General features: G+C 58.2%; 20 protein-coding genes. 6 read left to right on the plus strand and 14 right to left on the minus strand.

Annotated elements, in window-relative coordinates; all coding sequences use genetic code 11:
* Positions 1 to 7: 7 nt before the first annotated feature.
* The 6 genes from G538_RS0108965 to G538_RS0108990 form a co-directional block, all read right to left on the minus strand.
* Positions 8 to 967: an AAA family ATPase gene (locus G538_RS0108965; RefSeq protein WP_029069065.1), complete on the minus strand. Its 960-nt coding sequence runs from the start codon at positions 965 to 967 to the stop codon at positions 8 to 10.
* Positions 968 to 1,161: 194 nt separating this feature from the next.
* A complete protein-coding gene (locus tag G538_RS15940) occupies positions 1,162 to 7,263 on the minus strand; it encodes an Ig-like domain-containing protein (RefSeq protein ID WP_084618256.1) in 6,102 nt (2,033 codons plus the stop codon).
* A 50-nt stretch (positions 7,264 to 7,313) separates the two neighbouring features.
* Positions 7,314 to 9,116, minus strand: coding sequence for a serine/threonine-protein kinase (locus G538_RS0108975; protein WP_029069066.1), 1,803 nt, complete (start codon positions 9,114 to 9,116; stop codon positions 7,314 to 7,316).
* On the minus strand, positions 9,113 to 10,756 hold the full coding sequence (locus G538_RS0108980) for an FHA domain-containing protein (RefSeq protein WP_029069067.1): 1,644 nt from the start codon (positions 10,754 to 10,756) through the stop codon (positions 9,113 to 9,115). Before G538_RS0108980 ends, G538_RS0108975 begins: the two co-directional genes overlap by 4 nt.
* Position 10,757: 1 nt before the next feature.
* Entirely contained in the window at positions 10,758 to 11,627 is an 870-nt protein-coding gene (locus G538_RS0108985; RefSeq protein ID WP_029069068.1) for a PP2C family protein-serine/threonine phosphatase, read from the minus strand.
* Between the two features lie 27 nt (positions 11,628 to 11,654).
* Positions 11,655 to 12,032, minus strand: coding sequence for an FHA domain-containing protein (locus tag G538_RS0108990; protein ID WP_029069069.1), 378 nt, complete (start codon positions 12,030 to 12,032; stop codon positions 11,655 to 11,657).
* Positions 12,033 to 12,169: 137 nt separating this feature from the next.
* Between G538_RS0108990 and G538_RS0108995 the strand changes: the two genes are divergently transcribed.
* Positions 12,170 to 12,961, plus strand: coding sequence for a hypothetical protein (locus G538_RS0108995; RefSeq protein ID WP_029069070.1), 792 nt, complete (start codon positions 12,170 to 12,172; stop codon positions 12,959 to 12,961).
* Between the two features lie 43 nt (positions 12,962 to 13,004).
* On the opposite strand, the gene G538_RS0109000 is transcribed toward G538_RS0108995, so the two are convergent.
* Entirely contained in the window at positions 13,005 to 13,733 is a 729-nt protein-coding gene (locus G538_RS0109000) for a FadR/GntR family transcriptional regulator (protein WP_029069071.1), read from the minus strand.
* Positions 13,734 to 13,862: 129 nt separating this feature from the next.
* Between G538_RS0109000 and G538_RS15945 the strand changes: the two genes are divergently transcribed.
* From G538_RS15945 to G538_RS0109020, 4 genes are all read left to right on the plus strand, one after another.
* On the plus strand, positions 13,863 to 14,786 hold the full coding sequence (locus G538_RS15945) for a cation diffusion facilitator family transporter (protein ID WP_051196822.1): 924 nt from the start codon (positions 13,863 to 13,865) through the stop codon (positions 14,784 to 14,786).
* Between the two features lie 25 nt (positions 14,787 to 14,811).
* Complete coding sequence (locus G538_RS15950; protein WP_211218600.1) at positions 14,812 to 15,168, plus strand: ArsR/SmtB family transcription factor; 357 nt, start codon at positions 14,812 to 14,814, stop codon at positions 15,166 to 15,168.
* 67 nt (positions 15,169 to 15,235) lie between these two features.
* On the plus strand, positions 15,236 to 15,898 hold the full coding sequence (locus tag G538_RS0109015; protein ID WP_245566829.1) for a uridine kinase family protein: 663 nt from the start codon (positions 15,236 to 15,238) through the stop codon (positions 15,896 to 15,898).
* A gap of 105 nt (positions 15,899 to 16,003) precedes the next feature.
* Positions 16,004 to 16,960, plus strand: a complete 957-nt coding sequence (locus tag G538_RS0109020) for a hypothetical protein (RefSeq protein WP_029069073.1) — start codon at positions 16,004 to 16,006, stop codon at positions 16,958 to 16,960.
* Between the two features lie 114 nt (positions 16,961 to 17,074).
* Here the strand turns inward: G538_RS0109020 and G538_RS0109025 are convergent, their stop codons facing one another.
* The 7 genes from G538_RS0109025 to G538_RS0109055 all read right to left on the minus strand — a co-directional run bounded on the left by G538_RS0109025 (position 17,075) and on the right by G538_RS0109055 (position 24,686).
* Positions 17,075 to 19,603, minus strand: coding sequence for an ATP-dependent Clp protease ATP-binding subunit (locus G538_RS0109025; protein ID WP_029069074.1), 2,529 nt, complete (start codon positions 19,601 to 19,603; stop codon positions 17,075 to 17,077).
* A gap of 124 nt (positions 19,604 to 19,727) precedes the next feature.
* Positions 19,728 to 20,873, minus strand: a complete 1,146-nt coding sequence (locus G538_RS0109030) for a glycosyltransferase family 4 protein (RefSeq protein WP_029069075.1) — start codon at positions 20,871 to 20,873, stop codon at positions 19,728 to 19,730.
* A 38-nt stretch (positions 20,874 to 20,911) separates the two neighbouring features.
* The gene (gene dtd / locus G538_RS0109035; protein WP_029069076.1) at positions 20,912 to 21,337 is read right to left on the minus strand and encodes a D-aminoacyl-tRNA deacylase; all 426 of its coding nucleotides are present in this window, start codon (positions 21,335 to 21,337) and stop codon (positions 20,912 to 20,914) included.
* 1 nt (position 21,338) lies between these two features.
* Positions 21,339 to 21,668 (minus strand): DUF2516 family protein, encoded by a 330-nt coding sequence (locus G538_RS0109040; RefSeq protein WP_029069077.1) that lies wholly within the window; start codon positions 21,666 to 21,668, stop codon positions 21,339 to 21,341.
* A gap of 25 nt (positions 21,669 to 21,693) precedes the next feature.
* Positions 21,694 to 22,803 carry an FUSC family protein gene (locus G538_RS0109045; RefSeq protein WP_157544390.1) on the minus strand — a complete coding sequence of 370 codons (1,110 nt, stop codon included), beginning with the start codon at positions 22,801 to 22,803 and terminating at the stop codon, positions 21,694 to 21,696.
* A gap of 90 nt (positions 22,804 to 22,893) precedes the next feature.
* The gene (ygfZ, locus tag G538_RS0109050) at positions 22,894 to 24,069 is read right to left on the minus strand and encodes a CAF17-like 4Fe-4S cluster assembly/insertion protein YgfZ (protein ID WP_029069079.1); all 1,176 of its coding nucleotides are present in this window, start codon (positions 24,067 to 24,069) and stop codon (positions 22,894 to 22,896) included.
* On the minus strand, positions 24,066 to 24,686 hold the full coding sequence (locus G538_RS0109055; protein WP_029069080.1) for a heme-binding beta-barrel domain-containing protein: 621 nt from the start codon (positions 24,684 to 24,686) through the stop codon (positions 24,066 to 24,068). Before G538_RS0109055 ends, ygfZ begins: the two co-directional genes overlap by 4 nt.
* Before the next feature lie 215 nt (positions 24,687 to 24,901).
* Here G538_RS0109055 and G538_RS0109065 point away from each other — a divergent pair, with 215 nt between their 5' ends.
* A complete protein-coding gene (locus G538_RS0109065; RefSeq protein ID WP_029069081.1) occupies positions 24,902 to 25,261 on the plus strand; it encodes a DsrE family protein in 360 nt (119 codons plus the stop codon).
* Positions 25,262 to 25,273: the final 12 nt, after the last annotated feature.

Below are 25,273 nucleotides of genomic sequence, written 5' to 3' on the forward strand. Positions count from 1 at the left end.
GTGGGGGTCACATCTGTTCGGTTGGTGGTGCCACTGATGCCAGGATCCGGGTCATGACATCTGCTGGGGTGACGCCGTTGAACTCTGATTCGGGGTCCAGGATGATCCGGTGTGTGAAGACTTCGGAGGCGAGTTCTTTGATGTCGTCTGGGATGACGAAGTTACGCCCTTGGGCGGCGGCCCATACTTTGGAGGCGCGCACGAGTGCGATGCAGCCACGCACAGATACACCGATGCGTGTTTCGGCGTCGTTGCGGGTTGCGGCTCCGAGGCGGGCCACGTAGTCGGCGATGGCGGGGTTGAGGTAGACGTGCCCGGCGATGTCGGAGAGGACGGTGATGTCTTCTCCGCTGATGACTGGGCGTAGTGATGCTGTGCGGTCGCGTTGCGCGGAGCCGGTGAGGATGGTGATCACGGAGTCGTGGTCTGGGTAGCCGAGGGCTGTTTTCATGAGGAACCGGTCGAGCTGGGCTTCGGGGAGTTTGTAGGTCCCTGTTTGCTCGATGGGGTTTTGGGTGGCGATCACCATGAAGGGGCGCCCTGCACCGTAGGTCACGCCGTCAACGGTGACTTTGGATTCTTCCATGACTTCGAGCAGCGCTGATTGGGTTTTGGGTGAGGCTCGGTTGATTTCGTCGGCGAGGACGATGGACGCGAACACGGGGCCTTTATGGAATTCGAAGGTGCCTGAGTGTTGGTCGTAGATGTTCACACCGGTGACGTCTGAGGGCAGGAGGTCGGGGGTGAACTGGATACGGGAGTGGCTGCCTTCGATGGAGGCTGCGAGGGATTTCGCGAGGACTGTTTTACCTGTTCCTGGGGCGTCTTCGAGGAGGATGTGCCCTTCAGCGATCAGGGTGGTGAGGACGAGCCGTATGACGCGTTTTTTACCGAGGACTGCTCGGGAAATGTTGTCCACAATGGCGTTGAACATGGTGGAGAATTTCGCTGCGTCTTGCGGGGTCATGGGGGTGAGTGCCGCGGATGCTGGGCTCTCTTGTTTGCCGGCCGGTGCCGGTTTTTTTGTCTCTGCGTCCACGGATATCCCTTTCGACTCCCTCACTACTAACCCCAAGTATGCACTGTCCTAGCGACAGTGCTGGTCACGGCACGTTCGTTTTGGCGAATGGCCTTTGGCTGCTGTGGTTTCTGCTGGCTGCCTTACCGAGTGTAAGTGAACCCTGTGACGGTTGTTGCACCGTTACCGGTGTTGGTCACTGCCCTCAGGTGGAGATCGAACTCTCCACTACCTTCCTCAGGCAGTTTGTTGTCATCCGCCAAGTCCATCCTTGCTTCGTCTGCGTCTTTTCCGCCAACACGTTGCCAGTTCGAACACGTGGAACCGCGAACAGACCAGCAGGCTTCATATTCTTTAACCGCATAGCCCCGGCTCGGCGCTGACGTCCACTTCATTTCAATCGCGCCTTCCCACCACGCGTTGATTTGAGTGATCGTGGGCGCATTTGGCTGGCGCAAGGTTAGTGAAGTGGATTCAATGGCACTAAACCCAGAGTCATTCTTCGCCCTAGCCTCGATAAGAATCTGTCCTGACTGTTCGCTCGACTCTGTATTCCCAGGAGGGTCGATAGAGTCACCAGGATTAGCGCCCCTCCATGCCCCACCGTTGATTCGGTATTCATAAGAAACACCGGAATAACCTCCCGCATTTCGGCCAGTAATTGTCACTGTGAAATCCGAGAAATCGGAGGTGAAGCTAGCGCTAACAGACGGGCGTTGTGGTCTGGTGAGTGGTGTTGCACTGGGTAGCGTGGACCAGTCTGAGCAGGCGCCCCGGGTATTACAGGCGCGCACCCGGTGGGTGGAGGTGGCTTGCCCTGGGGTGAGCCCATCTAGTGAGTAACTGGTGCCGCTAATGCGCTGGTCAATACCAGCGATCTCATAGTGTGTGATCGCAATATTCGCACCACCGGTGTTTGATGGCGCTGACCAGTTCAAGGTGATCTTGCCGCCTTGCGCGTAGTCCCGGTTGTCGTCCACTGACGTTGACCCGGCGTTCGGTGCATTGGGCGCTGAGAACGTCGAGATCGCCTCAGTGGTTCCCGGGCGTGAAGTACCAGCGCGGTTGATTGCGCGTACCGCAAACCGGTAGTCCACGCCGTCTTCCGCCCGGTTGAATGACCAGTCAGTCACGTTCGCATCGAGGGTCACAGTGCGCACTTCATTGCCGCCTTGCAACACGGTCACCGTGTAGTTACGCAGAGCCGCACCATTTGTGGAGTCGAGTTTCCACGACACTTTAATTTCTTGGGAACCGCCAAGCCGCGCCGATGCTGACGGTGCGCTTGGTGGACCGGCAGGAGTCGCGGAGGCGGACATCGGGCTCCATGGCCCAGCGCCACCCTCTGTTGCGGCAGAGTTGTTAGCACGCACACGGACCTTGTATGACGTCCCGTTTGTTAGGCCAGTGATGGTGGTGTTTGTTCCGGTTACTTCACGAACGGTAACTCCTTGATCACCCACACCTGGGGAAATCTCTACCGTGTAAGAGCGAATCGCGGAACCTTCGTTGGACGCCCGATCCCACGTTGCGGTGATTTGCCCATCGCCGTCAGTGAGTTGCGGTGTACCTGGGGCACCGGGCAACACATCAGGGGTGATACCGCTCGACACCGGTGACTCATCCGAGTACCCAACATCGTTGCGTGCAGCAACAGTAAACCGGTACTCGGTGCCATTCGTTAACCCAGTTATTGTGCAACTCGTTGAGGAACACTGTTGTACTTGGCCACCCGGTTGCGCTGTCACCCGGTAGTCGGTGATGACAGCCCCGTTGGCGTTGGGGGCATCCCACGCAACAGTCACTGACCGGTTCGACGGTGAAGAAACACGCGGGGTGCGCGGCGCATCGGGAACCTTACGGACCGTGACATTGACGGTGGCCTCAATGTTACGGTTCGGGTCATTGAGTCCGTCAGTGATCGTTGCAGCAATCCGAACAGTGCCTGAGAAATCACCGCCCGGAGTGACCGCCACCTTATTGCCCTGCACCGATGCGGTCGTTCCCGTACCGGAGGTCAACACGCGCACACTAGTGATGCGCAACCCCAACCCCACTGGGTCGTATGCGCCAACTAAAAGATCAACAGTTTGCGACACACCAGCATCAGCAAGGACATCTTTATTACTCACCGAAGCCAAGGGTTTTGTCGAGGCAACAACCTCAAACGGCACCGTGACCTGAGTGGAACCTGCTAGCCCATAATTGATCGTCACTGCGAGCGAACCTTGGGTGCCACGCGCAAGCTCCGGTGGTGCGGAAACGTTCAACGTTGACCCGTCAATTCCTGCCACAAAACCAGACGTTGCAGGGCTTGCAACTCGGAACCCGAACTGGGCGTTCTCCGCACCATCAGCGGGGGTGGTGAAGAGGTTCAAATCAACACTCACTGGATCAGACCCCTGCGGCACTCGAACCACTGTGGGTGAGAAGGCCGGTGGTAGGTCCTCCTCCGCGAACACTGTGATGGGCAACGTGAGGACAGCTGATCGGCCAGATTCTGACTGCGTTTGCGAATCCCACACTTCAAAAGTGATCGAAGCTGTTCCGGAGAAACCTGGTGACGAAACGAAACGCAACGTGGTGTCATCAACCACCAACGAGCTGCCGTCGCTTTGGGTTGCTGTCACCGTTTGAGGGTTTAACACTCGCGCAGTTTTACCTGGTCCCACCTGAACAAATTCAGCCAACGGAATTGTGATTTCAGAGCCGCTAGCAACACGTAATTCGCGCACCTTCGGGCGTACTGTCGGTGGGAAGTCACCCAAAGCTGGCACAGTAATAAACGCGTATGTGTACGCGGAACTATCGTTGCGGTTCGACAACCGATAAGGAATGGTCTGTGTAGTGCTCGATAACGTCACCATCACTTTGCCACCTGGGGAAACTGCTGCTGCTTCTGAGTGGCTGGGCGGGATCGACAAGTCCAGGTCGCTGAGAGGCCCGGACGGGTTCTCAGCGACTTCCATCACGTCAACTTCAACGGTTTGTTTGTCAACCACTTCAGTTGGTGCAACAACGATGTCTTCGGCAATTGGCGCAGCAATACCCGCTTCAGCAGAAACGTGGACACGCAACACAGCCGAGGCAGTCCCACCAACCGGGTTGGTCACACTGTAAGGAATGGCGTACGTTTTCTCTTCAGCGTTTCGCGGAACCTCAACAGCAATTCGCCGCTCAGAAACTACAGCAATAATGCCCTCAACTTGAGGGAGAGGTTGCAAGGACAGATCAAGACCAGACGGGTCAATGTCATTGCGGAGAACCCGAACCTCAACCGATGCACCTGGCTCAACCGTGACCTCATCATCGGTGGCGACAATGGGAAGTGCACCTTCAGGCTTCTCAACAAGCCCCACGCGGACACTGGCAATAGAACGCTGACCAGTCCAATCCTCTACCGCGTAGGTGAACACGTCAGTCCCACGCGCAGTACGCGAAGCTGTGTACTCCAACCAGTTCGCGCCCTGTGCACTGATGAACCCCTGAACGGGGGCCTCGTCGCCCAAACCCAGCAGGGTCACACCATCACCATCAACATCGATCCCGGTCAACGGAATCGGAATACGAATAGTTTCCCCAGCGTAGGCACGTGCCGTAATGTTCCGCGGGCTTGGCGGTTGTTTTGCTTCCGGGTCCGACTCGTGAACCAAAATCGTTAATTGGCCATTGGATACGTTGCCGTGTTCATCACGCACAGAGAACGTGGTGGTTGTGGTGCGGGGATCTTGAGGTGCTTGGTATCGGATGACATCACCCGAGACAAAAAGTAGACCTTGGTCTTCTGGGAGCGGTTCCGGTAAGTCTTGAACCACGGAAATACGGTCACCATCAGCATCCGTTGCATAGTCGAGAACGGGGATGGTCACTACCCCACCAGTGCGAACAGTCGCTGTAATGGGTTTTACTTCCGGCGCCCGCTGCTGTGTAGAGGGCTCAGTGGGTTGCACCAGGATATTTCCGCTGACTTTCGCATACCCGTTGTCGATCTCATACGTCACGACCTCCGGTTCTGTCAGCGTCAGCCTGGATTTAATCGTGACAAACCGGTGTTCGGTCACACCGATGGACAACGCCGAGTCTTCCGACGCCGTCACCCCAGTGATAACTAATACCCCACCATTAGGGTCATAGTCGTTAGCAAGCGGCGCAACAGTGACCTGCCCACCAGCTGGCAACAACGCAACATCTGACACTGCCACTGGCGGTAACGGTTCACCAGGCCACTCACGCACATCAATACGGACAAGTCCAGTAACACTGTGTGGGGGAGAAACAATAGTTGCCCGCACATAGTACGTACCCGGTGTTGGTGCGGAGAACGTAAAAGTACCCGAATCAAGATCAGGGGTGATCGTGGTTCCCGCGACCTCTTCAACTCCCGCTAGACGCGCAGGCTCCACCGACCGCAGGTTCACCGCGGACAACACGTTGACCTCAACATCTGAGGAAACGTACGTCACATGGTGGATGGGGTCAACGGTAGGAGGTAGCGTCCCTGCCGCAGCGACCTCAACGGCAACAGTTGAGGTGATGCGTTCTGTACCGTCACTAATGACAACGTCAACTTGTTGGACACCTTGCTGATCAATGTCGGCAATATAGGTCAGAATTCCATCTTGGCTGGCGCGTACTGCGCCTTCTTCAGATTCCAGTGACGCTGATTCCAACACCATCTGATCACCGTCTGGGTCAAGGTAGTCAGCCAACACGTTGTAGGTGGCCTGGGCGCCTTGCTCCACATCGAAGCGGGAATCTTGGATCTGCTCTGGGGCGGAGTTACTGGCCTCATCTGAAACAGTCAACGTTACGGTTGCGGTAGATGGCGGGTTCTTCCCCCGGCCGTCGGCAATCGTGTATGTGAACTCCTGTGTGCCGGTTGCATTTTTGTCGACAGTGACTTGCAGCGAACGGCCAGCGTGGATCATCTCAACGGAGCCAAAACTATCCGGCAACGCGCTCGTCTCTGACACTGCGATAATCCCGCACTGCCCCACTGTGTCGTTTCCCAAAATGTTGAGGATTGTTGTACGCCCTGCCCGCACCCCAAGGTCGTCATCATTGGCGTTGGGTGCGCGGTCGTCAGCTAAACACTCAGCGGTGTTGGACTGCACCACTTCAGATTCATCATCATTGTTGTTCTCATTGTCAGGAGAATCTGGAGCCTGAACTTCAGTCCAGTTGGGTTCCTCCGGGGTGGGGATGTTCTCCGGCAACCACACGCGCCCTTGCGCAACATCATTGAGCACAATGATGTTGCGGTTGACCCGGAACACTGGGGATGACGCTTCAGTTAACCCCTCGATGCTTTGCATGCCTACGTCATCACAAGTATTGATGTAGTTCATCGAACTTGAAGCCCACGCACCATAGAGGCAGTCATTCAAAGCCACGGGTGTCGCTGGGACGCCTTGTGCTCCCGATGCAAGTTCTGTGACTTCTCCCGAGTCAAGGTTGATCGACAACAGCGACCGGTCAGTTGCGACCACAACGTCGGAACCAGCGCCGGTATTGTCGGCCAAACGCAGAGTTGAACCGTAGCTTGTTAGGGCAACTGACTGCTTTTCCGTGTACACGGTAGTGCCCACAGCTACGACGGGGCGGGTGCCTACGGTTGTGATCTGGGGGGTTAACGCAGGGACAGTGGGGTCAACGGCAATTCCCGTTGCATCGGCTAATTCAACAACACCTGTTTGGCTAGCTTGTGCGCCGCCCATCACATATGTTGTGACGTTTCCGCTCGATGGGTCCCACGCATACGTTGCCCCATCGCGCCCCACCGTAGCCACAGCCCCGTCGGCAAGGTCAGCATCCGCGGGGGTGGTGTCGTCGATGCTTTGCAGGTCCGATGCTCGCTTGATCCATAAACTACCGCTAGGGTCAATGACACTGACCGCACCGGAAAACATGTCAACAGTGGCACCAGCGGGCATTTGAGCGACAACGTCGATGGCCATATTCGCGGGGTCCACGTGAGAGAGCGTGGCACCTTGATGCATGATGATGTCTTGACCGTCTTGGAGCACATCAAAGCGTTGTTCGGTAGGGATAACACCACCGTTGAGTTCACGGACTTTGGCGTTGAAGCGCCCAGCTTTGAGTTCCGTGCTGTTCGTGACCCACACGGTTCCGTCATTGAGATCAACATCAGAAATGTCGTAACCGGGGTTGATGATAGCTAGCGTCGCTAAAACAGCGGGCACAGCAATCCCTGCAGCGATCGACGACATCCGCGAGGGGGACATATGCGTCGTACGATCCTGCTGCTTCCCTCTATTGCGCAAGGGCAATAGTTTCACTCGGTGCACTCCCTTGTTGGCGTCGTGGACGCCTTACCATTTTCTCTCACCAACGACACCTCCACACACACTGAATCGCTGTCGTCCAGCAGCGGTATCTGGGCGAGCGCAGTGTCAGTTCGTGTTGGCGTGCCAGAGCCGGTGACGTTCACGACGCGCCACAGGTAACTATCTCCTGGTGCTGGTTGCGGGTTGTCCCACGTAAATGTCACCGATGAATCGCTCTGCTGAGCAACCCGAAGGTTGATAACTGACGGTACAGAGTCGGTGAGGTTGAGGTCTGGCGCGTCATCGTAGATCGGCTCTGTACTGTTGCCAGTTGGTGCCTCGTTGTTCAATATATTCTGCCCGATATACACGAGCATGGCTATAAGCGCGAGCAGCGAAACAACTGTGATGAGCATCTTGCCCCGGCGGCGGCGAGCGCGCCCAGTTGCCGCAGAACGGTGCATAGCATCGTAGAAGTCTGGGGCTTTGTCGTCAGTGTCTTCAAACTGTCGGGGCTCAAAACTTTTGTCATTCGCCCGTTGCGCTAGTTGTGCTGACCACCCTTGTTGCCCAGGTGTTCCTGGAGCTTGCCCTTGCGCTGGCGCGGCGCTTTGCTCTGGAATCTCGTAGTTGATGGTGGTGATGGGGCGTAGACGCGTGGCTTTATCCGCCTCGGTTTCCACCTCAGGGTTAATGGTTGACACGCTACGCATCCGTGTGACGATGTCCTCTTGCCCCGTCAGCACGCTATTGCCTGGCCCACCGGTGGTGTCGCTTGGGAGCGGGGCAGAATGTGCTGATGGCGCGATGGTGCTTGGCGCTAGACCTGTTGCCGTATGGGCGCTGGAGGCGCTGGTGTCTTGCCCGCGAACAACAGTGACGGAACGTTCCGAGGCTGGTTTCGCCGGGGACGCAGCCGATGTTTGAGGAGCTGTTGGGGTGATGTCTGGAACGTCAACGCCGGTTACCGGGAGTTGAAGTTGGCGTTCAATATTTTGTAGTGCGTGGGCGAATGCCAACGCTGAGGAGAACCTGTGGTTGGGGTCGCGTGCCATGGCCCGCGCTAGCACAGCGTCGAGCTCTTGTGGGACGTCGATACGTCCAATGGCTGGCAGTTGGGCGCGTTCGATGCGGGTGATGAGGTCCGTGGGGCTATTTGATTGCCCCGGTAATTCAAAGGGTGAGCGCCCGGCGAGCAAGGAGTACATTGTTGCGCCAAGTGAGTACACGTCAGAGCGCGCGTCACCATAGGGTTCATCAAGCAACATTTCAGGCGGGGCCCATGGAATGGACATGCCTGCGGCGGCTAGTTTGTCTCCCACTGCCCCAGCGATCCCGAAGTCAGTCAAGGCGGGCCACCCGAAGTCGGTGGCCAAAATGTTCGCTGGTTTGATGTCGCGGTGAAGCACCCCGGACCGGTGTGCTGTTTCTACTGCTGAGGCGACGCGCACCCCGGTGCGTAGTGTTTCCGCAACGGAGATGCGTTCTGAACGGAACCGTGCACCAAGGGAGGGTTTGGCACAGAATTCCATCACAAAGTAGGGGCGCCCGTCAGAGGCGATGGCTGCTTGGTGGATGGTGACGATCGAGGGGTGCTGGGAGAGCCGGGCCATGATGTTGGCTTCAGCGAAGAACGAGTCACGGGCACCAGCATCGAGCGAGGTGGAAAGCAGGACCTTCACAGCGACTGGGCGGCGTGGGAAGTCTTGCCGGTATTCGAAGACGTCAGCGAATCCGCCCATGCCTAACAGCCCGACGTATTCGAAGCCGGGAATCTTGGGAGGGATGGAGGGTTGGCGGCGTCCGTTCATCTGGTGACCTCAAGTTCGAAGGTCACGCCGTCACCCAGGTCAACCAGTGTTCCTGGTGTCAGTGGGGTGGGCTCGTCAGGGTGTAGACGTCGTGGTTGTTGGCCTGGTTCGGTCAGGAGTAACCCGTTGGTGGAGTTGAGGTCTGTGACCAGGACGAGTTCACCGTCGATGCGCACTTGGGCGTGGGTTCGCGACACATCATTGTTGGGGCTGGCTACGTTGACGAGACGTGGTAACTCGTGGACGGGGAGCCTGGAGGCTTGGGGGGCGCGGCCAATGAGGACTGTGCGGTCTAGTGGGATGCGAACACCGTTGGACAGTCGCAGGGCAGGGACTGGCACGGCACGTTGGGTTGAAACGGGGTCCTCTGGGACGGGAAGTTCAGAGCCGTGTGCCATCGCTTGGCGGTACTCCACAAGATTTCCGGTCAGGATGGTGGAGCTGGTGTCACCGTCGCTGTCAGAGCCAGCGTGGTTATCATCGGCGTCGTGGTGAGCGGTGATGGTGCTGTCCCCAATGTGGGGTTCCGTGAGTGACTGAGGCTTCTCCGGAGCGGGTGGCGCCGGAGTTGGTGTGTGTTCTTTGTCGATCCCTGCTGGTTGCGGTGCCGCTGGGCGCGGCCGGTAGGCCTCATCGTGACGGCTTTCTAGCTCAGTGACGTACGCCGGGAGCCCTGGTTGGGTGGCTTCCCCTAAACGGGGCAAGCTGGGCGGAGGGGGCGGTGGCATGGTGGATTGTGTCGCTGTTTTGTGCTGGTAGCCCAGGTGGGCATCGGCAAGATCTGGCAGAGGGATCGCCCCTGAGGCGATTGCGGAGGACACCTGCTGGGGCATCCGTGTTGCCCCTGAGACGGGCGAGACAGGGGCGTGGGCTGCGTGTGCACCGGATTCTGGGGTGGGGCGCTGCATGCTTGATGCGGGTTGTGCAGGTGCGCCCGATGCGGCGGATTTTTTACGCGCTTCAGCGTCAGCAAGCCGTGGGTCATCTTCTATGACAGGCATCACCTGGGTAACGGCGCCTTGCCGTTGCTCCCACGCTTTGACGTGCGGGGTCAGCGCATCGGGTATGTGAGCGTCGCGGTGTAGCGGGGCATCGTGTGCTGTTGCTGCGTCGAGAAGTGCGCCCATGTTGTGAGCACCGGTTGGGGGTTGCTCAATGGAGGTGACTGGGTCATCAGGGTCATCCCACCCGAGGGAACACAGGATCGATACGGATGCGACACCGGACGCCAAATATGATGAATCTGCGCCAGTTAATGTCAGCCCGGGAACCCCACGAATGCAAAACTCTGCTGCGGGAAGTTCGGCGTACTCACGCCACGTGGCAGCACCATCAGCGTCAACGGAGGAATAACGCCCGTCGTGATTGAGGAGTAGGACCGTAAAAAAGCCCCGCACAATGACGTGCAAGCCAGCGCCTCGCACAGTGATTAACGCAAAATCTGGCATCTCTTCTAAGCCATTTTGCGCTAACAAACTCATACATTTTTGGACACCACGTTCCGATGCCAGGGCATGCCACAAGTGGACCCCCATCTCTCGATCGAGGGGGTGTTCGGCAGCGCGAGGGCGCAGCACAATGAACGTATTGTCCCTCGCCACAGTCAAGAGGTTTCCTTGACCAGTGCGGCACAGCATCATGTTAACTCCTGGGGTACCTTGGCGTGGTGTGCTCAAGGCTCTCTTCCAATGCTAAAGCAGCGGGTATCTCCCCTGTTTCAGCGCTTATCGCTCCCGTGCTTTCTTGCACTTGGGATGCTGCGTAACCTACCACGCTGCTGGTGACGATAACGACTGTCACGTTGTCTCGTCCACCGGCAGTTACTGCCCCCGCAACGAGTTGTTCCGCAGCGTGTTGAGGGTTGAGGGCTGTTGCCCAAATAGCCTCTATCTCTTCATCGGCAAGCTCGTCCGTCAATCCATCAGAACACAGCATGATCTCATCACCAGACTCCACTGGGAGCATCCAATAATCCGGTAACGGTATGCTCTGCGTTTCAAGCGCTTTGGTGATGACGTGACGTTGTGTGTGGGTGTGAGCAGCTGAGGGGTCAACCGCGCCACGTTCGATGAGTTCTTGCACCACTGAGTGGTCCACGGAGATCTGCTCGAGCCGGGTGGTCATACCGTTTTCAGTGGAACGCGGTTCGCGGGCACCCTGGAGCCGGTAGGCGCGCGAGTCTCCCAAGTTGAAGACCAACCAGTAGGGTGCACCATCTTGCAACGTGACCCCCACACCACATACCGTGGTGCCGCCCACCCCTTCAGTCAGTGAATCTCGTAGCCTGTTTGCGGCGCGTTGGAACGTTGCGTCCACGAGGTCAGGGTTGATCACTGAGTACTGGGATAGGCGGGAAAATTCGTCTACTGCGATCGCGGAAGCAATGTCACCGTGTTGGTGACCTCCCATCCCGTCAGCAACGACGAACACCGGCAGGCCCGCGAGGAATGAGTCTTCGTTGACTGTCCGGCGATTGCCGTGTGATGTCGCCGCTCCCCATGCGTGGTCCATCGTTACTCCTTTGATTCGGTCAGATGGCTAGCGGTGCAGTTCAACACTGAGTGAGAACTGACCAAAGAGGATCGTTGTCCCTGTGCTGAACCGTACGCGCTGTCCAGGGCCGCAGATTATTTGTTGATGGTCGGGCAGGGTGACCACAGTGCCGTTAGTTGATCGCCTGTCCATAACGTAAGGTCCCGCCGAGTCAACTGCGATAAGCAGGTGCGTTTTTGAGACAGTCCGGTCTGGATCGGTGATCATTACGCAGGCGAAGGATTCCTCGCCCTGTTCACGGTGGGGGTTACGGCCGATCAGTGTGGGGGTGGTGAGAGCGTACCGCTGACCGTCGCTCAGCGCGAGCAGGTAACGCATGGGCTGCGTCGTGTCAGAAATGTCGTCCCAAGAGTGGCTGTTCATTGACTTCCCGTTGCGAGGTGATAGGTACTCAAGGAAAATGATGCCAAACTCTGTGGCGTAATGGTCTGATCTGATGTGTGGAGTGGGGACTTCTCCGCATCGGTTTGGCTGTCCACCCCCATCTTTGAGAGGAAGACATGTCAGAGAAGAACACGCTTACCCCATCCCTGATCGTCCTTGTCACCGCTATTCTCGCGCTATTTGGCGCGATGTACGGCTCCGGGGTCTTTGGTGGAATGTCCATGACAGAGACTGCCGGTGGGGTGTTAGCTCCGGACGCGACATTAGTTGCCCCCGACACTCCGGCGTTCAGCATCTGGACTGTGATCTACCTAGGCTTGGTCGCTTTGGCGGTGTGGAACCTCAACCCACGGATTCGCGACAGCGCACTTTTCCAAGAAATATGGCCCTGGGTGACCGCCTCATTAATCCTCAATGTGGGGTGGATTTTTACCGTCCGGTTTGAACTGCTCTGGTTGTCCGTTCTTGTTATTTTCCTACTGCTCGCAGTGTTGTGTGTCATCGCCATTGCCCTTGTCCCGAACTCATCACTACCAACGGCCGCTCAGCTAGCGTGGCGCGCAGTGTTTGGGCTCTATGTCGGGTGGGTTGCCGTAGCATCCATCCCCAACGTGGCATCTGCTTTGGTGTTTTACGGCGTTGAAGACATCCCACCCGGCGGAACTTTTTGGGCGATTCTGCTGATCATCATCGCAGTCATCATTGCTGTGGCCTTGACATTCCGTCTCCCTGGCCTCGTCACCGCGCCGCTCGCTATCGCTTGGGGCTTGACCTGGGTGAGTGTGGCGCGCCTCGGTGACCAAAACCCCAACGTCATCGTTGGGTGGGTCGCAGCGTTTAGCGCCGTGGCAATCGTCTGCACCGCGGTGGTGTGGATGGCCACGCATCGCCGCTCAGTACGCGCGTGACCGCACCATTTTCTCACAACCCTTGCCTGGCAGGTGGCGCGGGTCAGTAATTGCCGTGCCCTAGGGCACGGCGGTAGAACCCTTCAATGTGTTGCTCCACAGCACTTGCTGCCCCACTAGCATCACCAGTTTGTAATGCGGTGATGATCTGCCGGTGTTCATCCATGAGAAGATGCGCCAGAGCCGACCAGTCGTCGATGCGAGCGCTCCCTACTGCCACATAGTCAGCGATTGCTTGACGCAGGCCAAGCATTGTTGCTTCGCAGAGCGTGTTGCCAGCAAGGGCAACAAGTTCAACGTGGAATTCGGTGTCGAGGCGCTGGAACTCGACGTGGTTGAGTGCGCTGTCTTCCATGTCGTGCAGGAGCGCAACGGCCCGATTGAGGCAGGAGTCCTCGTCTGCTGGGGAGTGGAGGTGTTCAGCGGCGCATCGCATGGCGACCGTTTGCGCGGCCCAGGTTTCAATGAGGAGCCGCATTTGCACGACGTCGTGGACGGGCATCGCACCGGAGGCTACGTGGAGTTTGATGGCTGCGCCGAGGCCGGCGGCTGGTCGGTCGACGAGGACGGCGCCTGCTTCTGGCCCCGATCCGGTGCCTCGGGTAATGATTCCCATGGCTTCGAGGACTCGGAGCGCTTCGCGGATGGACGCTCGGGATACAGCGAATTCTTCAGCGAGGGATCGCTCTGAGGGGAGGTGGTCGCCTAGTTCCCATCTGCCCTGCGCTAGACCGCTCTCGATGCGCATTAGGACGGTCTCGTAGGTCTGCATGCCCTCATGCTATCCCTGAGATTTCGCCATTGCACGCTGTGGTCTGACCACATTGTCATTGTGTCACTTTTCTCACCCGCTAATATATGAAAGAATGTTCATGCTTTCATATTCTCGAGACGAGGCACCATGGGACACAACCACTCACACCACATCCCCCACCCCACAGAACCCAACGAAGCCCGCCATCACCAACGCATCCTGACCATAGCGCTCTGCCTCACCCTCACCTTCATGGTGGTCGAGCTCATCGCAGGGCACCTCACCGGATCCCTAGCCCTTATCGCCGACGCCGCCCACATGGGAACAGACAGCATCGGCCTACTCCTAGCCCTGCTCGCCGTCACAGCCATTCAACGCACACCCAGCACACGGCGCACCTACGGCTCACACCGCCTCGAAGTCCTCACCGCCCTAGCCCACGCCGCCCTCCTCACCGGGGTTGCCGGGTACGTGCTCTACGAAGCGTTCTCCCGCATCGGCGCGCAACATACCCTCGCCACCACACCCCTCCTCATCACAGCGAGCGCCGGGCTAGCAGTCAACATCATCGTGTGGCGGCTCCTCGCAAGCGGCTCCAAGACCAACCTCAACCTCACCGGCGCTAGGCTCGAAGTCCTCGCCGACCTCATCGGTTCCCTCGCAGTGATAGTCGGGGCCATGCTCGTTGCCACCACCGGCTGGGTGTGGATCGACACCGCCGTTGCCCTGGGCATCGCCGTGTTCATCATTCCCCGCACCTGGGCCCTCGCCCGCACCGCACTGCGCATCCTGCTGGAATCAGCGCCACCAGAAACCAACCTCACACAGCTGCGCAGGGACCTACTCACCATCCCCGGCGTCATCGACGTTCATGACCTACACGTCTGGAGCATCACCACCGACACCCACGCAGCGAGCGCTCACCTGATCATCGACGACCCCACCAACCACCAGCGCATACTGACCGCAGCGCTTCGCCTCTTTGCCAGCGACCACAACATTCCCCACGCTACAATCCAATGCGAACCACGCAGCCAGGTGTGCACAACAGGCACAACCGCCCACCCCTAAGCCCGTCAACGCTTTGAAGGACACCGTGACCTCCAGCAGCCCACGCATCATCACTCCACACACTGCAGAGCACCTCGCCGACACCTTCAGCATCCTCAGCGACCCAGGGCGCATTCGAATCGTGTCTGCCCTCCTTAACGGGCCAACCCGAGTCAGCGACCTCAGTGACCTCATCGGACACAGCCAATCAGCCGTATCTCACTCCCTACGGCTTCTCAAAGCTCACCACGTCGTCACCGCCCACCGGCACGGGCGAGAAATCCACTACGAACTAGCCGACGATCACATCCGCCACCTCCTTGACGTGGCCCTCGCCCACATCGAACACCACGAAGAGCACGCACAACCCCACCCCTCCCCCGGCACGCCACACACCCCATAGGCAATGTGCGCGGCACAGGTGAGAACCTGGTCTCAGCAATACAGATCTAGGGCCCTAAGGTGAGAGAATGGCACCCATGCCTTCGGAGTCTGACATGCAAGCCGCCGCCACTGCGCCCGCCACCTCACACGCCCCCGCAGGGCCACCAACCAGCACGACGAAGGTGCTCCTCCTCACCGGCCCATCAGGCTCAGGAAAATCACGCCTCGCAGAACGGCTCGGGCTCCCCTCCATCAACCTTGATGACTTCTACCACGACCACGACCACCCCGACATGCCACGCAGGTTCGGGATCGTGGACTGGGACTCACCAGCATCATGGAACAGCGCGGAAGCATTCGCCGCGCTCAGCAGCCTAGTCACCACCGGACGATGCGACATCCCGATCTACGACATCTCCACCTCACGGCGCACCGGAATGGCACACGCCGACATCACCGGCGCACCGCTATTCATTGCCGAAGGAATCTTCGCGGCGCAACTCATCGAGGACGCCCGGCAAGCCGGAATACTCGCAGACGCACTGTGCATCAAACGCCCACGCCTGCAAACATTCTTTTTCCGACTGATGCGCGACCTCGCAGAATCCCGCAAACCCCCACTCACGCTCGTGCGACGCGGGTTAGGGCTCATGCGCGATGAACCAGGCCAAGTCGCAGCCTGGATAGAACAAGGATGCACACCAGTGAGCATCAACCAAGCCGTGCAACGAGTCGCCGATTTGTCCTAAACCTCGTGTCGCCGGGCGAAAGCACCTGAACCGGTGAACAATGGTGACCAGTGCCCCCCCTTCTCAGGTGGCACGCCACCGGCCACCACGCATCGAGGAACGCCCATGATCCGATCACTATTCAGCGCGCTCCTCCTCACCCTGGCAGTGATAGCGACCCCTCTAAGCCTCATGAGTGCCTGGGGCTCCACCCACCTCCTCGACACCGCAGAGTTCACCACCACGCTGACACCCCTCGCCGAAGAACCAGCCGTTCAGGAATACCTGACCACTGAGATCTCAACCGTTGTGATCGACACAATCGCTGAGCAAACGAACGAACTTAACCTCCCAAGTGGCGACAATGACGGGCTCACCGCAGCACTGCGCGCGCTCGCACAAAACCGGGCAACGGCGCAGCTCACCGAGATCGTTGAGGAATATGTGGGTGAGTTTGTGGCATCAGAAACCTTTGCCACTGCCTGGTCGAATTCTCTCTCGTTGTCTCACCGCCACGTCATCGCGATAGCAAGTGGGCGGCAAGATGCCGGGCTCACGGTCACCGATGATGGGATTCTCAATGTTGACGGCGGGGCGCTCGTCGCGTCACTACGCACCTACCTCGAAGAACGTGACATTGCGGTTGCACCATACATTCCCGAGGTTGACTACGTCATTCCCGTTGCCGACATTGGCAGCGTTGCTGACCTAGAAACCAGTTATTCACTGCTGTCGTGGAGCGGCGCGTGGTTGCCCTTTGTGGCCTTCCTGCTGGTCATCGGCGGCACCCTCTTAGCGCGGTGGCGATTGCGGGCGTTAGGTATCACCGCCACCTGTGTAGCCATCGTTGGTGCAGTGCTGTGGGGCGTACTGGTGTGGGGGCTCCCAGCAGTCGCTGAACAGCTCAACGCCATTCGAGCGCCACAAAACGTCGTAGAAGCTGCGCTACCCCTTGTTCTTGACGATGCCGTGTTAGCGTCCCTGGCTGTAGCCCTAGTCAGCGCAACCGTGGCTGTTCTGGCATTCCTTGCCCACCACGTCACACGGCGGCGCGAAGATGGACACGTGATGGCAGCTGAGTAGTATCCGCCGCCATCTACTAACACTTTCACGAGTTATTGCCTGCTAGCAGCAGGCAATAACAAAGGCTCGGTCCACGCAGTGCGTGGACCGAGCCTTTGTGTGTCTTACCGGTGATCAGTCAACCGCTGGCAACTCATCAACATCAACGCTTCCGTCGCTGTTTACAGCAACAGCAACGGTTCCGCGACCAGACTTAGGTTCCGAGCTGAACGTGAACTCACCCAAGAGGCCTTCCCCTTCAGCGTCAACGAGGATGACGTCACCTGCGTTGAACTCACCGAAGAGTAGCTTCTCTGACAGGACGTCCTCGATCTCACGCTGGATGGCACGACGCAGTGGTCGGGCACCTAGGACTGGGTCGTAACCCTTGTCTGCGAGAAGGAGCTTCGCAGCTGGTGTCAGCTCAATGCTCATTGCCTTATCGGCAAGTCGCTTGTCGAGCTTGGCAACCATGAGATCCACAATCTTGAGGATTTCTTCGCGGGACAACTGTGGGAAGACGATGACGTCATCAACACGGTTGAGGAACTCTGGGCGGAAGTGCTGCTTGAGTTCTTCGTTGACCTTCGACTTCATGCGTTCGTAGGTTGTTGTTGCGTCATTGTTGAGGTTGAACCCAACTTGAACGCCCTTGGCAACATCCTTTGAACCGAGGTTAGTGGTCATGATGATGACAGTGTTCTTGAAGTCAACCACTCGACCTTGGGAGTCGGTAAGGCGACCTTCTTCAAGGATCTGCAACAGCGAGTTGAAGATGTCAGCGTGTGCCTTTTCCACCTCGTCAAACAACACGACAGAGAATGGCTTACGGCGCACCTTCTCAGTGAGCTGTCCACCCTCGTCATACCCGACATACCCTGGAGGGGAACCGAACAGACGTGAGGCGGTGTGCTTTTCACCAAACTCAGACATGTCGAGCTGGATCAGTGCGTCTTCGTCGTCGAACAGGTACTCTGCCAACGCCTTAGCCAACTCGGTTTTACCAACACCAGTTGGACCAGCGAAGATAAACGACCCACCTGGACGCTTGGGGTCTTTCAACCCAGCGCGGGTACGGCGAATCGCTTGCGAAAGAGCCTTGATCGCACGGTTTTGACCAACAACACGCTTGTGCAGTTCGCCTTCCATGTTGAGGATCCGCTGGGATTCCTCTGCGTTGAGACGGGTCACTGGGATACCGGTCGACATTGCCAACACTTCAGCAATGAGGTCTTCATCTACCTCAGAGACAGTGTCGAGATCGCCGTTCTTCCAGGCTTTCTCTTTGTCTTGACGTTCCTGAATCAGGTTCTTCTCTTTGTCGCGCAGTGACGCAGCTTTTTCGAAGTCCTGCTCATCGATCGCAGATTCCTTCTCGCGGCGTGCTTCAGCGATGCGCTCGTCAAGTTCACGCAACTCTGGTGGCGCAGTCATCCGCCGGATACGCAAACGCGCACCTGCTTCGTCAACCAGGTCGATTGCTTTGTCAGGCAGGTAACGGTCGTTGATGTACCGGTCAGCCAGTGTCGCTGCCGCAATAAGTGCATCATCGGTAATGGAGACCCGGTGGTGCGCCTCGTAGCGGTCACGCAACCCCTTAAGAATCTCAATGGCGTGCGCAAGGCTTGGCTCAGCAACCTGAATAGGCTGGAAACGGCGTTCCAAGGCTGGGTCTTTTTCGATGTGCTTGCGGTACTCATCAAGAGTGGTAGCACCCACTGTTTGCAGTTCACCACGAGCAAGCATTGGCTTCAAGATCGACGCAGCGTCGATTGCACCCTCGGCTGCACCTGCCCCGACTAGGGTGTGGATTTCATCAATGAACAAGATGATGTCACCACGGGTGCGGATTTCCTTGAGGACCTTTTTCAGTCGCTCTTCGAAGTCACCACGGTAGCGTGACCCGGCAACAAGAGCCCCAAGGTCCAGGGTGTACAGCTGCTTGTCTTTGAGGGTTTCTGGTACATCCCCGGCAATGATGTCTTGGGCGAGGCCCTCAACCACGGCAGTTTTACCAACACCGGGCTCACCGATGAGGATGGGGTTGTTTTTTGTGCGGCGTGACAAAACCTGCATCACGCGCTCAATTTCTTTACTACGGCCAATAACTGGGTCAAGCTTTCCCTCACGTGCTGCCTGGGTGAGGTTGCGGCCAAACTGGTCAAGGACTGCTGACCCTGCAGGTGTGGGCTCATTAGGAGCGCCAACGCCTGCTGGTTCTTTACCTTGGTAGCCAGAAAGCAACTGGATGACCTGCTGGCGCACCCGGTTGAGGTCAGCTCCCAACTTGGTGAGAACCTGAGCTGCTACACCCTCGCCCTCACGGATGAGGCCAAGGAGAATGTGCTCAGTCCCGATGTAGTTGTGGCCCAACTGCAACGCCTCACGCAAGGAAAGTTCAAGAACCTTCTTCGCGCGTGGGGTGAAGGGGATGTGGCCGCTCGGAGCTTGCTGCCCTTCACCGATAATCTCGGTGACTTGGGAGCGCACGGCGTCCAACGAGATGCCAAGGGACTCGAGCGCCTTTGCTGCGACGCCCTCACCCTCATGGATGAGTCCGAGCAGAATGTGCTCAGTCCCGATGTAGTTGTGGTTGAGCATTCTCGCCTCTTCTTGGGCGAGGACGACGACACGTCGTGCTCTATCCGTGAATCTTTCAAACATGGTGCGCTCCTCACGAGTGCTGCCTAGGCGGTGCATGACTAGGCGGGCTTATGTACGACTGTAGTGGTTTGAACCCCTCTTGGTCGCTCAGATATGCCCATGTTCGCCAGCGGCGTGAAAGGTGTTACGAACCGTATATCTCAATCACTCTGCGCCCTATGTAGTCCACGTCAAAACGTTGGGCGGTCTCAACCTGTTTCGCGCTGGCGTCATCGCGCCGCTGCGGGTCTTCAACAAAACCTTGAAGGAGCTGAGCGAACGCCTCTGTGTTAGTGGCGTCAATGAGTTGGTTTTCCAGTCCTTCCATGACAGTTCGGTACCCTGCGTTGTCCCCAGCGATCACCGCGCCGCGGCACGCAGCGAGCGCTTCAACGACAGAAATTCCAAAACTTTCGCCCCCTGTGGAGGGCAACGCCACGATGTCAGCCGCTGCGAGAAGTTCGGCTTTGTCATCCTCAGCGACATACCCCAAGAACGTGGTGATGTCATCAAGGTTGGTTTCAGCCACGTAGCGCAGACAGGTGTCTTGGAGGGGGCCTTTGCCGCCAACAACGAGTTCAAACGGTGTTGTCGTGAGTTCACGGAGGCGCGCAGCAGCCGCGAGGAGTTCGAGTATTCCTTTACGCTCAACGAGTCGTCCAAGGAAGAAGATCTTCACGGGCTGGCCCTCTGGCTGCTCATCACGCAGGGCTAGTTCCGCATCGCGCGCTTGGCTGAAACCAAGCACCCGCACAGGGTTCCCAATCACGATGGGGTCGACGCGCAGGGCTTTGGCAGCAAACTCCGCCGCCGGGGTCGACACGGCAATGACCTGACGGAACCGCCCCAGCTGCCGACGTTGAATCGCCCCAAGAAGGTGTGTCCCCACTGAGGTCAACGTGTTCCACGGCATAATGTGGAACGTTCCAACAATGGTTGTGGAGGGCGGAGCCGCAGCAATGATTTTGCCAGCTAACAGCGGGCTGTACGGCATATTGATGTGCAGAACATCGAAGGTAACGTCCCGAAAAAGTTGTGCGATTGCTTTGCGGTCCGCCGCAATAGGAATGCCCAACCGGTTTCCGTTAAACGTCATAGGAAGGTTGCGAGCCAACGAATGGATGCGCGGCAGGTCTGACCGTTGGGTGGTTGAGGTCAAATAGTGCACAGTATGCCCCTTGCCGGTGAGCCAACGGCCCAGCGTCAAAACATGCTGCTGCACACCATCAGGCCTGTCCAGAGAATCGTCAATGACCAGGCCAATAGTCAGGGGCTTGGTGTCCTTGGTCATCTGCTCTCCTTTGTCCACGGGTGGTCACTCCTACCGTGTCATGCCTCAACAATGATGGTCACAGGGCCATCATTGATGAGTTCGACGTCCATGTGAGCCCCGAACACCCCGGTACCCACTTCAAGGCCCCGTTCACGAAGCCTGTCAACCACGTCATCGACACGTGGCGCTGCAACTGAAGCCGGCGCCGCGTTGTTCCAACTTGGGCGGCGGCCTTTGCGCACGTCAGCGTAGAGCGTGAACTGACTCACAACAATGATGGGCGCTTGTGCATCCACAGCAGACAACTCATCATCCAAAATGCGAAGATCCGCAATTTTTCGCGCTAGTTTCTCAGCATGCTCAACGGTGTCATCATGGGTGACCCCCACCAGAGCCACAATCCCTTGCCGGTCAAACGAGGCAACAATCTGCCCGTCAACAGTCACACTAGCTCGCGATGCGCGCTGCAAAATTGCGCGCATGTCACCACGTCCCAGTGTTGCCTCGTGGAGAATTCCCAGAACCATAGGGCTTTAACGCTGGGCGAACATCGGCGAAATAAATAAACGCAGGGATCGCAATGAAGAGCGCCATGAGTCCGAGATAGCCGGCGCCCAGTGGGGGTTCGAGCCCCAGGAATCCAACAAGTGTCGAGGCACCAAGAAGGATCAACCAGAACTTCTTTGTGCGTTTGCCCTCAGCGGTAAATGCACGAGCGGGGCGACGTGAGGCGTCAACCAACGCCCACACTTCAATCGCGAAGCATGCGGTCGTGAGGATGAACATGATGGCATGTTGGATGAACGCGAACATGGAGGTCACCTCGGGTAATGGCGGGTCAGGAGATCGCAGCGAGGGCGTCGCGTGCTTCTTGCTCACTGGCACCTGCTGCTTCCAGCAAGTCTACGATGGCCGAGCGCAACACTAAAATGAGCGCCTGTGCTTGCCATTCCTTCTCACCCAACAAGCCCGGTGCCGCAAGGTGTGCTGCGTCACGTAAATACTCGCGAGCGACAGCAGGGTCCTTACCCAATGCCATCGCATCAGCCAACGCTCTGGTTGCATGCGCGGTCTGAAGCAGCAAGTCCGCAACCTGCTCACTGCCCTCGCTTGGGGTGGTTGCTTTTGCACGCCGAGCGATAACTCGGGTGGACCGAATTGCTCGATCAATGAGTACCCGCTGTTTATCCAGTTCAACGATGTGCCTCCGGTAGGTTCGGGCGGAGGCGTTAATTTTTGTGGCATTCAGTGCTGCCGTGCACACCGACGACCAGTCATCCAAACTTGCCTGAGTTGAGCGGGCCCGAGTCATTGCTGTGTCGTGATCGTTTTCGTTGCCACTGGCAAGCGCCGTTGATATCAATGTCAGTGTTTCAGCCAATTCACGGGTGGCATGGTGGGCAGCAGAACGCGTCCGACGCGTCGGATTGTTGGGGATAATCGCTGCAATAAGTGTGGCGACAGCAGCGCCAATAAGCGCGTCAGACCACCGGCCAAACCCTCCACCCAACGCCGGACTAAGCACACCGATGGGTAGCCCCACCAGCACCACTGCTTGAGTTCCAGCATGGGTAGCAAGCGGTGCTCCGGAACCCACAAAGCGGGCAACAAGTACCGCAATAAATACAATGACCGCTACCTGCCACGGTCCTGATCCGAAGGTGTGCCCAAAAAGGTCACCCAACCACACACCGATAGACACACCGATGCCAGTTTCTGCGACCTTACGAACCGATCGATCTGAGGTGTAGCCCAGTGACGCCCAGGCTGCGACGGGGGCGAAAAACGGGTAGGGGTGCCCAACGATGTGTTGTCCCACCCAGTAGGACAACCCGCACGCAATCGCAGTGGTCGCAGTTGGCCAAGCCGCCCTGCTCACTCGAGCCCAGCCGCGTCGCATCCACAAACGTAATCGGTCTACGAGGGCTTGGCCCCGAGTCAGTGGCACTGTCGTCGGCTTTCGTGATGTGTCAGGTCAGTGCGGGGCAAGGACCTACGGTGGGGGTCTTCGTGCAGAAAGAGAGCTGCTCGTTGTGGGTTAAGAGGGGCGGCCCGGACCGGTGAGATTGACCGCGCCGCGGGCAAGTCGAGATGTTGGTCCGCGCTGCGCTGGACGGCTTGCGGCCTGCCCGTGACCCGGAACGATGACGTCTTGGGCGGCAGCGACATCTCCGCCATCACAAGCCACCGTCAGGGTGTCTTCTTCCGGTGTAGACCGTTTAATAACAGCGAGCGCCACCGGTCCTAGTTCGTGGTGGCGAGCCATTGAGGTGATGTGACCAATTTCGCGGTCGCCGTTGTGCACTGTTGCGCCGGGCTCAGGCAGGAGGTGACCGGATCCGTCGAGGTGGAGCATGACGAGTCTGCGTGGTGGGCGGCCGAGGTTGTGGACCCGGGCAATGGTTTCTTGGCCGCGGTAGCACCCTTTGTTGAGGTGTACGGCGGTGCGTAGCCAGTCGAGTTCGTGAGGGATGGAGCGGTGGTCAACTTCAGCGGAGAACCGGGGGCGCCAGGCAGCGACTCGTGCGGCTTCCGCAGCCCAGGTTCCAGCAAGTGTCCAGCCGGAATTTTCGCGTTGAGTGACCTCAAAGGCGAGCTCTGTGCGAGGCACAATGACGAGTCGCCATGGGCGTTCAGCGCCGGGGTGTTCGCTTATGTCAGGACCGTAGCGGGTGCCCCCGTCAAGGACGTTGGGCCATGGGTCTCGCCAAGTTACTGGTTCGTCTGCTGTGGCTTCGGCGTCTCGTGGTTCGCCGAGTGCCGCCCATTGGTCAGTGACGTCGGCGATGTCGACTCGCATGGCGAATTTCATGCGGTTTAGCCAGGTGGTGAGGCCTTGTGCGGTGGCGGCTTCGGTGATGAGCCAGGTTGTGGTGCCATCGTCGATGACCGCAGCGGCGTGTTCGAGGTGCCCTTGAGGGGACATGACGAGCAGTTCGGTGGAGGTACGCGGTGGCAGCGCACTGAGGTGTTGGGAGGTGATGGAGTGCAGCCAGGTCAGGCGGTCGGGTCCGCTGACTGTGATGATGTGCAGGTGTGACTGGTCAACGACCGCTTGGCCACGTGCGAGTGCCCGTTGTTCAGCGGTGGGGTCCCCGTAGTGCCAAGCAATACCAGCATCGGCTCCGGTGGCTGCAACAGCTCCGTGGCGTTGTAGTAGTGGGCTGGTGAAGTGTGGGGTGGGCGATGCGGGGGTGGTGCTTTGTGTGGTCACTGTTCCTGCCGGGTAAGGGTTGCCGAGGCGTATGTTTGCAACGGGTGCCCAAAGGCGGCCAGTGAATGCACCCACATGAGTTGCCCGTTGACGTTGCCATACATGCGTTGTGATGCGCTGACCTCAGGGGCTGTGCCTGTTCTTGCAATGAGGTCTGACACTAGTTGCACTTTGCCGTCCCCTGATGCGCCGAGGTAGACAGAAACCCGGCCAGCTGGATCCGCAAGGAGAACTTCGAGGGAGATTTGGCCCTCGGGTACTCCTTGGTGTGGTTCAGGGGCGATCCGCCAGTAACCGGTTTCTGTGGACCAAAACACGTCAGAGTCCTGCATCTGTGTGGCAGCGTTTTCGCCGTCAGCGTCAGTCCCAGAATCATCAGTGACGGCGGATTGTGGGTTCAACGGGTCGGGAACCTGTGGTGCACGCCCTGGGGTGAGGTGAATGGTGGATTCGTAGCGCAGATAAGGGCCACCGTCGTGATCAAACACCACGGTTTGGGTGAATCCCGAGGCGTCTATGCCTGGGTATTCAACAATTCCTTCTCCACGCCACGTTCCTACCAGCCATGCCAGCGGGTACAGCTCAGGTGCTAGCCCTTCGGGGATCGTAAAACTCACTGTTACCGCTGCCCCTTGAAGAGCTTGTACACCACGTAGCCCGCAAACCACGCGATTGTTATTGATACAACGACGAGCAAGCCGAGGAAGAAACCTTCGAGCACCTTGATATCTACGTCCATGAGATCAGTCTAGCGGGTGCATCGGCCCCCTGGGAGGTGTTCGCGCGCGGGGTAATCTGGGCGTGTTGCAGGCACCAAAATAAGGGAGCAGTGATGAGTGCACTCGTTGTGAAATCTACGCAAGGCATTGATGCGCCGGAGTTGACGAACCAAGCGTTCACCGTCGCGGCAGCAGCGGTTGCGGCAGGCGTCGAGGTGTCGGTGTGGTTGACCGGGAACTCTGCCCTGTTAGCCACCCCAGGCGGGGTGCGTCAACTCAACCTTGAGCATGCGGTACCCCTCGAGGAACTCATGACTCTCCTGCGTCAGGAGGGCACGGTAACGGTGTGCTCTCAGTGCGCTGCGCGCCGCAATCTGCGCCAAGAAGACCTCCTTGACGGTGTGCGAATAGCAGGGGCGCCAGCTTTTGTGGAGGAAATTATGCGGCCAGGTGCGCAAGCTTTGGTGTACTAGCTACGACCACAC

The sequence above is a fragment of the Jonesia quinghaiensis DSM 15701 genome (assembly GCF_000423205.1).
GTDB lineage: Bacteria > Actinomycetota > Actinomycetes > Actinomycetales > Cellulomonadaceae > Jonesia > Jonesia quinghaiensis.